The sequence below is a fragment of the Ruegeria sp. ABV3_008 genome (assembly GCF_056161185.1).
This window is the reverse complement of record NZ_JBSWYP010000001.1, coordinates 620,691-633,199: the sequence shown is the minus strand read 5'-3', so window position 1 is coordinate 633,199 and position 12,509 is coordinate 620,691. Positions and strand designations below refer to the sequence as shown.

Genomic DNA, 12,509 nt, shown 5'->3' with positions numbered 1-12,509 from the left:
CAAAGTTCCCTCTGCCCTAAGCGTCCAAAGCCGACAAACCATGCTGCGCGAAGAGCGGAACGTAGTCACCGAACAGTTTCGCCCGGCCCGGGTCCGATGCGTTGCCGTCCAGCGCGCGTTTGTAGACGCCCTGCAGAATGGCGGCCATGCGAAAGAAATTAAAGGCAAGATAGAACCCAAAATCCTTGATTTCCGCCAGCCCGCGCCGGGCGCAATATTGACCGATATAGTCTCTATCACTGGGCAATCCGAGGGTTTTGCGGTCAATCCCGGCCAGCCCCCGCCCTTCCGGACCCGGAGGCAACTGCCACTGCATGATTACCGCGGCAAGGTCGGCGTAAGGGTGGCCGATCGTCGACAACTCCCAATCCAGCACGCCTATACACCGGGTGCCGTTGCGTTCAAACATCAAGTTGTCGATCCGATAATCACCATGCACAAGACTGCGCTGACCATCGTCTTCGGGCAAAGCCTCCTCCAACCCTGTGATCAGCGCATCCATTTGAGCAATCTTGTTTGTCTCGGAGGCTCGGTACTGCTTCGTCCAGCGCGCGATCTGACGTTCGAAGTAATTGCCGCTCGGACCATAGTCGGCGAGGCCGACCGCTACGATATCGACGGAATGCAACTCGGCCAGCACCCGGTTCATTTCATCCATGACGGCGGTACGTGTCTCGTTGCTTTCACCGGTCAGGGTTGGTTCCAGGAAAACACGGCCCTCCAGGTGTTCCATCACGTAGAAAGTGGACCCAATGACTGAGGTATCTTCGCATAGAAGAAACATCTCGGGCACCGGAACGTCACTGCCTGCAAGCGCCTGTTGCACGCGAAACTCACGCTCCACCGCATGCGCAGATTTCAGAAGCTTTCCCGAAGGCTTACGGCGCAGAACGTAAGTGCGATCCGGCGTCTCAAGTGCGAAAGTCGGGTTGGATTGCCCGATATCGAACTTGTGGGCCTTCAGAGGGCCGCTGTACCCTGAGAGGTTTGCGGCAAGGTAGGTATCAACGGCGTCCAGATCCAATGGGCTGTTCGTATTCATCGTCAAAACGCTTCGGCAAAGATGTTGCCTGCTGTAACCACGTTGATGCCTCCGGACACGGGGATGACGGCTCCGGTCACGTAGCTGCCCCCTCGCCCGCAGAGAAACAGCATGCATCCCGCGATGTCATCGTCGCGCCCAACTCGGCCCAGAGGAACCGATTTACCGACTTTCTCGCGCGTCGTCTCATCCGCGGTTGCAAAGGCTGTCATGCGCGAGACGAACGGGCCGGGTGCCAGAGCGTTGACGGTGACGTGGTACGGTGACAATTCCTTGGCCAGGATTTTGGTCAGATGCAGGACGGCCGCCTTGGAGGCCGAATAGCTGTATGCCCCGTCGCCCATGGGAACCTCACCCATGACTGAGCCGACATTGACCACACGCGCCGGGTCTTCGGCGGTGCCGGATTTCATGAGCAAGGGCAGTAGTTTCTGCGTCAGCTCAAACACACCTGCGACGTTGACGGACATCACTTTGTCCCACGCGTCGTGCGGGAATTGACCTAGAGGCGCGCCCCAGGACACGCCGGAATTATTCATCAAAATATCAAGGCGTTCCGTCCGTTTATTGATCTCGGCGACGACGTCATCGATTCCGTCTTTGCTGCCCAGATCCCCAGCAAACCCCTCGGCGCTACCGGGGGCATCCAGCGCGTTTAGTTCCGCCGCGACGGCCTCGCAGGCGTCACCTTTGCGGGAGGCGATCAGCACATGCGCTCCGGCCCGAACAAGCGCCTCGGCAGCCATGCGGCCAATTCCGGTGGCACCGCCCGTGACCAGAGCCACCTTTCCATCCAAAGAAAACAGGGTTTCCGGGGTCATGCCGCACTCCTCGCTTGTCGTAGGGGAAAGAGGGTGCGCCGTTGACAGCGCGCGATCCCACCCCAAAATTCCATCTTCAAGAATAACAGGAACAATGAGGGCAACATGCAAGCATTACTCAGCGTCGCAGCGGGTGGACCGGAGACTCTGGAACTGACCACCCTGCCCGATCCGACCCCGGGCCGCGGAGAGATTCTGGTTGGAATAAAGGCCGCCGGGGTGAACTTTCCCGATACGCTGATGATCCGCGACCTCTATCAGATGAAGCCACCACGGCCCTTCGCCCCTGGTGGTGAAATCGCAGGTGAGGTGCTTGCGCTTGGCGACGGAGTTGAAGGGTTCGAGATCGGAGATCGCGTTCTGGCGCTGACCGGCCATGGCGGCTTTGCCACGCATCTTGCGATTAAAGCCAAGGACGCTATCAAGTTTCCCGAAACCATGCCCTTTGATGAGGCGGCGTGTTTTATCTTCACCTATGGCACCTCTTACCACGCTCTCAAGGATCGGGCGGCCCTCCAACCGGGTGAGACGCTGTTGGTTCTGGGAGCTGCAGGTGGTGTCGGATCGGCGGCGATCGAGTTGGGCAAAGCCATCGGCGCGCGAGTCATTGCAGCGGTTTCCGCGCCGGACAAAGCTGAATTCTGCCGCTCGATCGGTGCGGATGAGACGATCCTGTACCCCAGAAACCCGGACAAGGACGCTCAGAAAGCGTTCTCAAAAGATATCAAGGCACTGGCGAGCGCCGAGGGTGTCGATGTCATCTATGATGCGGTTGGCGGAGCCTATGCGGAACCCGCCTTGCGAAGCATTGCGTGGAAGGGTCGATATCTCGTCGTCGGGTTTCCGGCTGGAATCCCCAGCGTACCGCTCAATCTCGCGCTGCTGAAAGGGTGCCAGATCGTTGGCGTCTTCTGGGGGGCCTCCGTCTTTCGGGAGCCTGACGCTCACGCCGAAAATCTAAGCGAATTGTTTGACTTATACGCCGCAGATAAAGTCAAACCCCGCATCACGGCGCGCTTCCCCCTTTCCGAGGGCGCGGCGGCAATCGAGCTGCTTTCTCAGCGCTTCGTTCTCGGAAAGGTTGTGGTCACAATGGACGATACCTAACTGGAGCGGGTTGCATCAAAGGCATCTTTGTCAGCCCACTCGCCTCATTGGAGCATTGTCCGGTAGACATCCCCACCAAATGCCGTTTAAGAAACGAATATGGGGACGGAGATTTATGAATAAAATTCTTGTGTTGAATGGCCCGAACCTCAATCTTTTGGGCACCCGACAGCCTGAGGTTTACGGCAGCACCACCTTGAAAATGGTGGAGGAACAATGCGTTGCTCATGGCACGTCTATCGGGCTTGAGGTTTCGACATTTCAGTCCAATCACGAAGGTGCGCTGATAGACGCCATCCATCAGGCCCGTGGCACGCAGAACGGTTTGGTTCTGAACGCAGGCGCCTATACCCATACGTCGATTGCCTTGATGGATGCGATTGCCTCGGTAGAGCTGCCTTTGGTCGAGGTTCACCTGTCCAACATCCACGCGCGGGAAAGCTTCCGCCACAAGTCCTACATCGCGTCGGTTGCCCTTGGGCAAATCTGCGGTTTTGGTGCGCAGAGCTATGTCTTGGCGCTGGATGCCTTGGCGGCTCATCTGAAATCAGGGGACGTTGCATGAAGCTGAAGGAATATCTTCGCTTTGTCAGCTATTCCAGAACCTTGGAAGAACTTTGGGATGCCCATTGCCGACAGATGGCTATATACGGTTTTGACCGGCTAATTTATGGCTACACTCAATATCGTACTGCCACGTCCTTGGGCGACCCTGAGGATTTTGTCATCCTCAGCAATCATCGGCGTGAGTATGTTGACGGTTTCCTCGGGGACAGTCGATATTCCAACGCTCCGATGCTGCAATGGGCTTTGAACAACGATGGCGCGGCAAGCTGGGGATTGATTCAGGATTTGGCTTCGAACGGAGAACTCACGCCCGAGCAGCAGAAGGTTGTGGATTTCAACAAGTCGCACAACGTGCTTGCTGGATATACTGTCAGCTTCAACTCAGTCTCCGTGCGGTCCAAGGGTGCGATCTCGCTATCGGCCGAAGAAAACCGCAACCAGGACGAGATTGACGACATGTGGGAAGAGCATGGCGAGGATATTCTTCTGATGAACAACATCGCTCATCTCAAGATCCTGACGCTTCCCTACACACCTCCGAATCGTTCGCTCACCAAACGCCAGCGAGAGGCGCTGCAATGGGTCGGTGATGGCAAAACGACTCAGGATATAGCCCTGCTGATGGGGCTGACGGCGGCGACAGTAGAAAAACACCTGAGGCTGGCACGCGAATCGCTTTCGGTCGAGACGACGGCCCAGGCCGTTCTGAAAGCCGCCCTACACAACCAGATGTATGTTATGGAAGCCTGACCACAAGAGATTGACGCCAAACCGCGTCAATTTACCTTAGGTAAGGAAATCATGACTTCCCATCTTCACGGGAAAATTGCAGATTGATACCGTTCCGTGAGTGGTGGCTTTAGCCAAGGAACATTCGATTGGATCTTTGCAATACCAGAGCTCTCCAATCACTCTGACTTTTGGAGCGCCTATTCGTCCGCGTACCGACGTCGGAATTTTGGAGGGTCCCGACCATCCCCATCATGCGGGGCCCTCCATTCACCTTCTGCTTGAACAGACAATCCCATCTCTGGCACGAAAAAACCGGCCACGTTCGACGTGACCGGTTCCGAATTTCGTCAGGCCCCGTAACCGGGGCCTGGAGCAAAGGCTTAGCCTTGTGCCGCTTTGGCAACTTCTGCAGCGAAGTCTTCTTTTTCGACCACGATGCCTTCGCCAACTTCCAGACGGATGAAGCCAGTGATGGTTGCACCTGCTTCTTTGGCCGCTGCTTCAACAGTCAGGTCAGGGTTCACAACGAAGGACTGGTTCAGCAGCGTCGACTCAGCCACGAATTTCTTCATGCGGCCTTCGATCATCTTCTCGATCACCTGCTCCGGTTTGCCGGATTCGCGGGCGATGTCCATCTGAACCTGCTTTTCTTTCTCGACAACAGCCGGATCCATGTCGGCCTCGGACAGAGCTGCCGGGTTCACAGCAGCGATGTGCATCGCAACCTGCTTGCCGATTGCTTCGTCGCCACCGGTCAGAGCAACCAGAACGCCGATTTTGCCCATGCCGTTGGTGGCTGCGTTGTGAACGTAGGACACAACGGTGTCGCCCGACAGTTTCGACATGCGGCGCACAGACATGTTTTCGCCAATGGTGGCGATCTTGTCAGTGATAGTGTCCGCAACGGATTTGCCGCCCAGATCAGCAGCCAGCAGAGCTTCGACATTGTCGACGCCTTCAGCAGCGTAGGTGATCTTGCCGACCATTTCCTGGAACTCAGCGTTCTTCGCAACGAAGTCGGTTTCCGAGTTCACTTCGACAGCAACACCGTTGCCACCGTTGACGTGAACAGCAACCAGACCTTCTGCTGCGGTACGGCCCGATTTCTTGGCCGCTTTGGCCAGGCCCTTGGTGCGCAGCCAGTCAACGGCCTCGTCCATGTTGCCGCCGGTTTCGGTCAGGGCTTTTTTCGCGTCCATCATGCCTGCGCCGGTTGCGTCGCGCAGTTCTTTAACCATTGCTGCTGTGATTGCCATCTTTTGGCTCTCCTCAATTCAAACGGAATTGGGGCAGGTCATACCCTGCCCCATGTGTCATTTACGTGACGGGCAGCTTACGCTTCGGCCGGAGCTTCGGCGGCTTCTTCCGCAACGACTTCTTCAACCGGTGCTTCTTCGAAGGCACCCAGGTCAACGCCTGCAGCACCCATCTGAGCGGTCATACCGTCCAGAGCGGCACGTGCCGCCAGGTCGCAGTACAGCGAGATCGCGCGGGCTGCGTCGTCGTTGCCAGGGATGATGTAGTCAACGCCGTCGGGCGAGCAGTTGGTGTCGACAACAGCCACAACCGGGATACCCAGCTTGTTGGCTTCTGCGATGGCCAGTGCTTCTTTTTTGACGTCGATGACGAACAGCAGGTCAGGAACGCCGCCCATCTCGCGGATACCGCCCAGCGAAGCCTGCAGCTTCTGCTGATCACGCTCCATGCCCAGACGCTCTTTCTTGGTCAGGCCTTCTGCGCCCGCTTCCATTGCTTCGTCGATCTGGTTCAGACGGTTGATCGACTGGGAAACGGTTTTCCAGTTGGTCAGAGTGCCGCCCAGCCAGCGGTGGTTCATGTAATACTGAGCCGACTTTTCCGCCGCTTCAGCGATCGGACCAGCGGCCTGACGCTTGGTACCAACGAACAGAACGCGGCCACCTTTTGCGACAGTGTCACGAACGGCCTGCAGAGCCTGGTCCAGCATCGGAACAGTCTGGGTCAGGTCCATGATGTGGATGCCATTGCGCGAGCCGTAGATGAACGGGCCCATGCGGGGATTCCAACGCTGTGTCTGGTGACCAAAGTGAACGCCAGCTTCCAGCAGCTGACGCATGGAGAACTCGGGAAGAGCCATGCTATTTTCCTTTTCCGGTTTACGCCTTGGCGGGGGTGAAAGAAGCGGATGCTCCAACCGGCGGTCTTGATGAGGATGTCTCCCTCAAAAAGCCCAAACCCCGCCTGCGGGTTTGAATGGCGCGCGTATACGGCAGGTTTGGATGCAGCGCAAGGGCCAATCGCCCTTATTTTTCAAGCCGCGCCAAGCTGTGTGCGTGACGGACGGCCTCTTCGCAATGTGCAGCCAGCGCCTTGCGGTTTTCAAAGTCGCTGATCTTGGCCGGCGCATGATAAATCAGCTCGACCGCCCCTTGCCTGCGCGCGCCGAGCGTCTTCAGCAAATGCGGGCCGAACTCCATGTCGCCCCACCAACCATAAAACCGGTCTGGTTCTCCCAGAGGTGCGTGAAACACCACCGAGACCGGCTGAACATACATGAGATCTCGCAACTCGTCCACGAAGAACGCGGCAAAGAGCGTTGTTTTAAATGGCAAAACCCTGAGGCCATCGGTCGAGGTTCCCTCAGGAAAAAACAGCAACTTATGCCCCGCTTTCAGGCGGGTTTCGAACACCTGTGTTTGTTCTTTTGCCTTCTTCCGGTCCCGTTCAATAAAAACCGTTCCGGTCGCGCGCGCCAACCAACCAATACCTGGCCATTTCGCCACCTCGGCCTTGGATACGAAATACACCCGTTTGCGGGCGTTCAGCGCAAAGATATCCAACCAAGAGGTGTGGTTGGCCACCACTGCACCACGCTCAGCCATCAGATCTCCGGAAGTTCGGAAACCTATGCCCAGAATGCGAAAGGCGTTGCGGCAAACAAATTGGGTGATGAACGGAGTTATTGGTCGGCGAATACCGAACAAGGGGAGTTCGATTAGGCGGATGGTCAGCAAGATGATCAAGCCACCAAAGACCAGCAGCGCCAACGGCACACCGCGAAAGAAAACCAATACCCACCCCAGAACGCCAAGGTGAATCGCATCCGGCGCGTCTTCACTGTTCCAAAGCGGATCACTCACGGGATTAGGCTCCGCCATAGATGCGCTTTTGCCGCTCGTTCATCCGAGCGGTATCTAGGATCAAGCAGACATCTGTGGTGTTAAAGCTGTGGTCGATAAAGGCCCCCTCGCCCACGAAACCGCCCAAACGCAGATAAGCTTTGATCAGCGCGGGCACCTGCACCATTGCCGCCCTGCGATCGAGGTCTTCGAGTGCCACGAGGTTCATGGATTGAAACACATCAGGCTGCGCACGGACCCTCAGATCGGCAGGCGCCAGGTGGTTGTGATGCAGCATTGACAAGGGCTGGGCGAGCGCTGTGACATCGGTGCCGTGAAAGCTGGCGACTCCGAACAGAACCTCGATCTCACGCTCGTTGACATAGGCCGCCAAACCGTTCCACAGGTGATACATGGCCGTGCCGCCGCGATAGTCTGGATGCAGGCAGGATCGGCCAAGCTCCAGCAGCTTGCGACCGCTCTGCTTCAGAACGGTCAGATCGTATTCGTCTTCGGAGTAAAACTGGCCCAAATCTGCTGCACGTTCGCCCGGTAACAGCCTGTAAACACCGACAGTTTCCCCGGTCTGCTCATCGATCGCCAGCATGTGATCGAAATACGGATCGAACTTGTCTTGCTCTAGACCGGCATCGTGATCAACCATCTCTCCGCCACCACCTAATTCGCGTACAAACACGTCGTAGCGCAAGCTCTGCGCGGCGCGCAGGTCCTGTTCGGTTTCAGCGAGTCGGATGGTGAAAGAAGGACCTGAATCCGGCATGTCGTTCCTTGAAGTTGCCTCCGGCTGATACCGCAGCTGTTCCCCCAAAGGCAATACGGGTCCCATCCGATGACTGGCGTTAACCTTTCCTAAACCAGTTTCACGGATCAAAGACCGGCATCAAGGCGATACGCGTTCCGTCGATTACCACTTTCCCCTTCTCGCGGAAGTTCACGGTAATCTTGCCCCCGATATTGGACTGCACCTGTCCAACGCCCCAATCGGGGAAATCGGGGTGGCGGACAAACATGCCCGGTGCAAGAATGGCATTGAGGTCTGTCATGGGGGCTCCGGTCCGGTGGCAGATACAGCAGGAGGTACGCATGGGCGCCACAGACGTCAACCTGGCCGAGCTCATTGGCTCGCGCATCTGTCACGATCTGATCAGCCCGATCGGAGCCATCTCCAACGGGCTAGAGCTGTTGGATATGGTTGGCGCGGTGCAAGGCCCCGAGATGGAGCTGATCTCTGGCAGTGTCGGCAGTGCCGGCGCGCGGATTCGGTTTTTCCGCGTGGCCTTTGGTTCGGCTAGTGACCAGCCATTGGGGCGCAGCGAGGTGGCCGAGTTGCTGAAAGACGTGGAGCGCGTGGGTCGTGTGCGGGTCAACTGGAACCTGACCGAGGCTGTGCCACGCAATCAGGTCAAACTGGCCTTTCTGGCCCTGATGTGCTGCGAGAGTGCAATGCCGTTTGGTGGGCAAGTCGATATCTCGGCCTCTGACACCGGCTGGCAGGTGACCGGCACAGCCGATAAGCTGAACATTGGCAATGACTTATGGAAGAGTGTTGGCATGGGCAATTTCGCCAACAAACTCACCCCGGCGCAGGTTCAGTTTGCCTTGCTGCCAGAAACGGCCGCGGCCATGGGGCGGCGGGTTTCGGTCGAGACCGGCACAACCCGCGTCACCCTGAGGTTTTAGGAACGGGTTGTACCGTTTCCGCGCACCAGATATTGAAAACTGGTTAGTTGTGCTGCACCGACAGGACCTCGTGCATGCATTTTGCCCGTGGCAATTCCGATTTCAGCGCCCATTCCGAACTCACCGCCATCCGCAAACTGCGTTGACGCATTGTGCATCAGGATGGCGCTGTCCAACCGCTGGAAGAAGCGGGCCGCAGCCGCGTCATCCTCGGTCATGATGCAATCGGTGTGGTTCGAGCCATATTGCTGGATATGCGCAATGGCGGCGTCGATGTCGGCAACAGGTTTGGCAGCAATGATGCTGTCCAGAAACTCTTTGCCCCAATCCTCAGAGGTGGCTTGGGTGGTTCCATCGACGGCCAGAACACCTTCGGCATGAACCTCGACCCCTGCGGCCGAAAGCGCGGCAATCACGTCGCGCCCGAGGGTTTCGGCCACGTGCTCATGAATCAGCAGACACTCAGCCGCTCCACAGATGCCGGTGCGCCGGGTCTTGGCGTTAAGCACCACGTCCAACGTCTTTTGCGGGTCGGCGGCCTTGTCGATGTAGATATGCACGATGCCTTCAAGATGGGCGAAGACCGGCACGCGTGCTTCGCGCTGAACCAGCCCAACCAGCCCTTTGCCGCCCCGCGGAACGATGACGTCGACATAGTCGGTCATGGTCAGCAATTCCTGCACCGCCGCGCGGTCGCGAGTCGGCACGAGTTGAATAGAATCCTCAGGCAAGTTCGCGTCCTTCAACCCCTCGACCAGGCAGGCGTGAATGGCGGTGGAGGAGTGAAAACTCTCGGACCCGCCGCGCAGGATCACGGCATTGCCGGATTTTAGGCACAACGCCCCCGCATCAGCGGTCACGTTGGGACGGCTTTCGTAAATCACCCCAATGACACCCAACGGCGTACGCACGCGCTGAATATTAAGGCCTGAAGGCATGTCCCACTCGGTCATCACCTCACCCACCGGATCGGTCTGATCAGCCACCGTGCGCAACCCATCGACCATGCCCTGAATGCGGTCCTCATTCAGCATCAGACGGTCCATCATGGCAGGGCTCAGGCCCTTTTCACGTCCGAACTCCAGATCCTTCTTGTTGGCGTCGATGATCTGAGCGCGATTGGCCCAGACAGCCTCAGCCGCTGCGATCAGGGCTGCATGTTTACGCTCGGCCGAGGCAAAGGCAAGCTCGCGCGCGGCAGCTTTGGCGCGTTTACCCAGATCGGCCATCAGAGCGGGAATATTGTCGAGATCCTTCATAACCTTAGCCTTTCTGCGCCTTTATAGCGCCAAATCGTCCCTGTGGATCAACGCTGCGCGACCAGGGTAGCCCAGCGTTGCCTCAATCTCCGAGGATTTTCGCCCTTTAATCGCGTCAGCCTCTTGCGCGGTATAGCGGCTGATGCCCTGCGCCAACCGACGCTCTTGCAGATCAAGAATGGCAACCGGATCGCCGCGTCCGAAATCACCGGTCACTTCGACGATACCCGCAGGAAGCAGGCTTTTGCCATTTGAAAGCGCCTTTGCGGCGCCATCGTCAATCGTGATCTCTCCGCGCGGTTTCATCGCCGAGATCCAGCGCTTGCGCGCTGCATGCGGATCAAGCGTTGCAGTGAACCACGTGCTGTTCGCGCCATTCTCAAGCGATTGCAAAGGATTGAGCTTTGAACCTTCGGTGATCGCCATATCGCAGCCCGCAGCCGTCGCCATCTTGGCCGCCATCAGCTTGGTCTTCATGCCGCCCTTAGAGAGGCCTGAGCCAGCGTCACCAGCCATCGCCTCAATCTCGGGCGTGATCTGGTCGATCGTGTCGTAGCGCGTGGCCGAGGCATCTTCGTTCGGATTGCCGGTATAGAACCCGTCCACATCCGACAGAAGGATCAACTGGTCCGCACCAACGGTCACCGCGATCTGCGCGGCCAACCGGTCATTGTCGCCATAGCGGATTTCATCCGTGGCTACAGTGTCGTTTTCGTTGACGATGGGCACCACGCCGAGGCCCAAAAGCGTCTCAAGTGTCGCGCGAGAGTTCAGATAGCGGCGACGATCCTCGCTATCCTCAAGCGTCACCAGCACTTGGGCCGTGGTGATCTGGTGCGGGGTCAGCACCTCTTCATAGGCACGCGCCAGACGGATTTGACCAACAGCAGCTGCGGCCTGAGACTGCTCCAGAGCCAACGCCGCCAAAGGCAAGCCCAAAACACCGCGCCCCAAAGCGATTGAGCCAGAAGACACCAGAATCACGTCCGTGCCCTGCCCTTTCAGCCAGGCCACGTCCTGAGCCAGTGATTTCAGCCAATCTGAGCGCAGCTGTCCCGTGTTCCGGTCCACCAGCAAAGCGGATCCGATCTTGACCACCAGCCGACGGGCTGCGGTCAGGGTTGCCACGGCGCGGCCTCCTCGGCGGGTTTCTGGCGCAGGCGGTTTTCGTCGATCTGAGCACGTAGGGCGCGCAGCACCTCGGTCACGCCCAGATGCGCGACACCTGACATCGTCATGACGGGGCCGCCAACGGCCTCTTCCAGCTCGGCCTTGGCCAAATCACGCTCTTCGTCATCCAGCGCGTCGACCTTGTTCAGAACCGTGATCCGAGGTTTCTCGGCCAGTTCTCCGCCATAAGCCTCAAGCTCATGGATGATGGTGCGATAGTCGTCGGCTACGGTTGCCGAGGTGCCATCGACCAGATGCAGCAATACCGCACAGCGCTCAACGTGACCGAGGAACCGGTCGCCGATCCCGCGCCCTTCATGCGCCCCTTCGATCAGGCCGGGGATGTCGGCTACCACAAATTCCACATTGTCCACGCCGACCACGCCCAGATTGGGGTGCAGCGTGGTAAACGGATAGTCCGCGATTTTGGGTCGCGCGTTAGAAGTTGCGGCCAGAAAGGTCGATTTGCCTGCATTGGGCATGCCCAACAGGCCAACATCCGCGATCAGTTTCAGCCGCAGCCAGATGGTGCGATCAATGCCCGCCTGCCCCGGATTGGCCCGACGCGGCGCCTGATTGGTTGCTGATTTGAAGTGAAGGTTACCAAAACCGCCATTGCCACCTTTGGCCAGCAGAACCCGCTGCCCGACCTCGGTCAGGTCGCAGATCACGGTCTCTTCGTCCTCATCGAGGATCTCAGTCCCGACCGGCACACGCAGAATGATGTCGTCACCATCCTTGCCGGTGCGTTGCTGACCGCGGCCCGGTTGGCCGTTCTTGGCAAAGAAGTGCTGCTGATAGCGGAAGTCGATCAGGGTGTTCAGCCCGTCCACGACCTCGGCCCAGACAGAGCCGCCTTTGCCGCCGTCCCCGCCATCAGGTCCGCCGTATTCAATGTACTTTTCGCGTCGGAAGCTGACGCAGCCGCCACCTCCGGCCCCGGACCGGATGTAGACCTTTGCTAGATCGAGAAATTTCATGGTCTGTCCCCTACTGCAAAGGCCCTATCGGC

Annotated in this window: 14 protein-coding genes; 4 read left to right on the top strand and 10 right to left on the bottom strand. The window is 58.1% G+C overall.

Annotated features, from left to right (window positions below; genetic code table 11):
- Window positions 1-16: 16 nt before the first annotated feature.
- Both ACXAH8_RS03180 and ACXAH8_RS03175 read right to left on the bottom strand, forming a co-directional pair.
- The gene (locus ACXAH8_RS03180; RefSeq protein WP_475215979.1) at window positions 17-1,042 is read right to left on the bottom strand and encodes a phosphotransferase family protein; all 1,026 of its coding nucleotides are present in this window, start codon (window positions 1,040-1,042) and stop codon (window positions 17-19) included.
- A gap of 2 nt (window positions 1,043-1,044) precedes the next feature.
- Window positions 1,045-1,863, bottom strand: a complete 819-nt coding sequence (locus ACXAH8_RS03175) for an SDR family NAD(P)-dependent oxidoreductase (protein ID WP_475215977.1) — start codon at window positions 1,861-1,863, stop codon at window positions 1,045-1,047.
- A gap of 105 nt (window positions 1,864-1,968) precedes the next feature.
- Here ACXAH8_RS03175 and ACXAH8_RS03170 point away from each other — a divergent pair, with 105 nt between their 5' ends.
- The 3 genes from ACXAH8_RS03170 (at window position 1,969) to ACXAH8_RS03160 (ending at window position 4,287) form a co-directional block, all read left to right on the top strand.
- Window positions 1,969-2,970: an NADPH:quinone oxidoreductase family protein gene (locus ACXAH8_RS03170; RefSeq protein ID WP_475215975.1), complete on the top strand. Its 1,002-nt coding sequence runs from the start codon at window positions 1,969-1,971 to the stop codon at window positions 2,968-2,970.
- A gap of 115 nt (window positions 2,971-3,085) precedes the next feature.
- Complete coding sequence (gene aroQ / locus ACXAH8_RS03165; RefSeq protein ID WP_170466932.1) at window positions 3,086-3,535, top strand: type II 3-dehydroquinate dehydratase; 450 nt, start codon at window positions 3,086-3,088, stop codon at window positions 3,533-3,535.
- Window positions 3,532-4,287, top strand: a complete 756-nt coding sequence (locus ACXAH8_RS03160; protein WP_170641620.1) for a LuxR family transcriptional regulator — start codon at window positions 3,532-3,534, stop codon at window positions 4,285-4,287. Before aroQ ends, ACXAH8_RS03160 begins: the two co-directional genes overlap by 4 nt.
- 362 nt (window positions 4,288-4,649) lie before the next feature.
- Here the strand turns inward: ACXAH8_RS03160 and tsf are convergent, their stop codons facing one another.
- The 5 genes from tsf to ACXAH8_RS03135 all read right to left on the bottom strand — a co-directional run bounded on the left by tsf (window position 4,650) and on the right by ACXAH8_RS03135 (window position 8,431).
- Window positions 4,650-5,525: a translation elongation factor Ts gene (tsf, locus tag ACXAH8_RS03155; protein ID WP_170373730.1), complete on the bottom strand. Its 876-nt coding sequence runs from the start codon at window positions 5,523-5,525 to the stop codon at window positions 4,650-4,652.
- Between the two features lie 77 nt (window positions 5,526-5,602).
- Window positions 5,603-6,385, bottom strand: a complete 783-nt coding sequence (gene rpsB, locus ACXAH8_RS03150; protein WP_170466928.1) for a 30S ribosomal protein S2 — start codon at window positions 6,383-6,385, stop codon at window positions 5,603-5,605.
- 166 nt (window positions 6,386-6,551) lie between these two features.
- The gene (gene olsA / locus ACXAH8_RS03145) at window positions 6,552-7,406 is read right to left on the bottom strand and encodes a lyso-ornithine lipid O-acyltransferase (RefSeq protein ID WP_475215972.1); all 855 of its coding nucleotides are present in this window, start codon (window positions 7,404-7,406) and stop codon (window positions 6,552-6,554) included.
- Window positions 7,393-8,148 carry an L-ornithine N(alpha)-acyltransferase gene (olsB, locus tag ACXAH8_RS03140; protein ID WP_475215970.1) on the bottom strand — a complete coding sequence of 252 codons (756 nt, stop codon included), beginning with the start codon at window positions 8,146-8,148 and terminating at the stop codon, window positions 7,393-7,395. The genes olsA and olsB overlap by 14 nt, the downstream gene beginning before the upstream one ends.
- A gap of 100 nt (window positions 8,149-8,248) precedes the next feature.
- Complete coding sequence (locus ACXAH8_RS03135; protein ID WP_475215968.1) at window positions 8,249-8,431, bottom strand: DUF3553 domain-containing protein; 183 nt, start codon at window positions 8,429-8,431, stop codon at window positions 8,249-8,251.
- A 40-nt stretch (window positions 8,432-8,471) separates the two neighbouring features.
- Here ACXAH8_RS03135 and ACXAH8_RS03130 point away from each other — a divergent pair, with 40 nt between their 5' ends.
- Window positions 8,472-9,068, top strand: coding sequence for a histidine phosphotransferase family protein (locus ACXAH8_RS03130; RefSeq protein ID WP_475215966.1), 597 nt, complete (start codon window positions 8,472-8,474; stop codon window positions 9,066-9,068).
- Here ACXAH8_RS03130 and ACXAH8_RS03125 read toward each other — a convergent pair.
- From ACXAH8_RS03125 to obgE, 3 genes are read right to left on the bottom strand one after another with little or no spacing between them, the layout of a single operon-like run.
- The gene (locus ACXAH8_RS03125) at window positions 9,065-10,327 is read right to left on the bottom strand and encodes a glutamate-5-semialdehyde dehydrogenase (RefSeq protein ID WP_475215964.1); all 1,263 of its coding nucleotides are present in this window, start codon (window positions 10,325-10,327) and stop codon (window positions 9,065-9,067) included. The genes ACXAH8_RS03130 and ACXAH8_RS03125 overlap by 4 nt on opposite strands.
- Before the next feature lie 21 nt (window positions 10,328-10,348).
- Window positions 10,349-11,455, bottom strand: coding sequence for a glutamate 5-kinase (proB, locus tag ACXAH8_RS03120; RefSeq protein ID WP_475215962.1), 1,107 nt, complete (start codon window positions 11,453-11,455; stop codon window positions 10,349-10,351).
- The gene (obgE, locus tag ACXAH8_RS03115; protein ID WP_475215960.1) at window positions 11,443-12,477 is read right to left on the bottom strand and encodes a GTPase ObgE; all 1,035 of its coding nucleotides are present in this window, start codon (window positions 12,475-12,477) and stop codon (window positions 11,443-11,445) included. The genes proB and obgE overlap by 13 nt, the downstream gene beginning before the upstream one ends.
- Window positions 12,478-12,509 lie beyond the last annotated feature (32 nt).

Bases quoted from the DNA above. Each gene is read 5' to 3' on its own strand.
- ACXAH8_RS03180 (WP_475215979.1), bottom strand. From the start codon at position 1,042: ATGAATACGAACAGCCCATTGGATCTGGACGCCGTTGATACCTACCTT.
- ACXAH8_RS03175 (WP_475215977.1), bottom strand. From the start codon at position 1,863: ATGACCCCGGAAACCCTGTTTTCTTTGGATGGAAAGGTGGCTCTGGTC.
- ACXAH8_RS03170 (WP_475215975.1), top strand. From the start codon at position 1,969: ATGCAAGCATTACTCAGCGTCGCAGCGGGTGGACCGGAGACTCTGGAA.
- aroQ (WP_170466932.1), top strand. From the start codon at position 3,086: ATGAATAAAATTCTTGTGTTGAATGGCCCGAACCTCAATCTTTTGGGC.
- ACXAH8_RS03160 (WP_170641620.1), top strand. From the start codon at position 3,532: ATGAAGCTGAAGGAATATCTTCGCTTTGTCAGCTATTCCAGAACCTTG.
- tsf (WP_170373730.1), bottom strand. From the start codon at position 5,525: ATGGCAATCACAGCAGCAATGGTTAAAGAACTGCGCGACGCAACCGGC.
- rpsB (WP_170466928.1), bottom strand. From the start codon at position 6,385: ATGGCTCTTCCCGAGTTCTCCATGCGTCAGCTGCTGGAAGCTGGCGTT.
- olsA (WP_475215972.1), bottom strand. From the start codon at position 7,406: ATGGCGGAGCCTAATCCCGTGAGTGATCCGCTTTGGAACAGTGAAGAC.
- olsB (WP_475215970.1), bottom strand. From the start codon at position 8,148: ATGCCGGATTCAGGTCCTTCTTTCACCATCCGACTCGCTGAAACCGAA.
- ACXAH8_RS03135 (WP_475215968.1), bottom strand. From the start codon at position 8,431: ATGACAGACCTCAATGCCATTCTTGCACCGGGCATGTTTGTCCGCCAC.
- ACXAH8_RS03130 (WP_475215966.1), top strand. From the start codon at position 8,472: ATGGGCGCCACAGACGTCAACCTGGCCGAGCTCATTGGCTCGCGCATC.
- ACXAH8_RS03125 (WP_475215964.1), bottom strand. From the start codon at position 10,327: ATGAAGGATCTCGACAATATTCCCGCTCTGATGGCCGATCTGGGTAAA.
- obgE (WP_475215960.1), bottom strand. From the start codon at position 12,477: ATGAAATTTCTCGATCTAGCAAAGGTCTACATCCGGTCCGGGGCCGGA.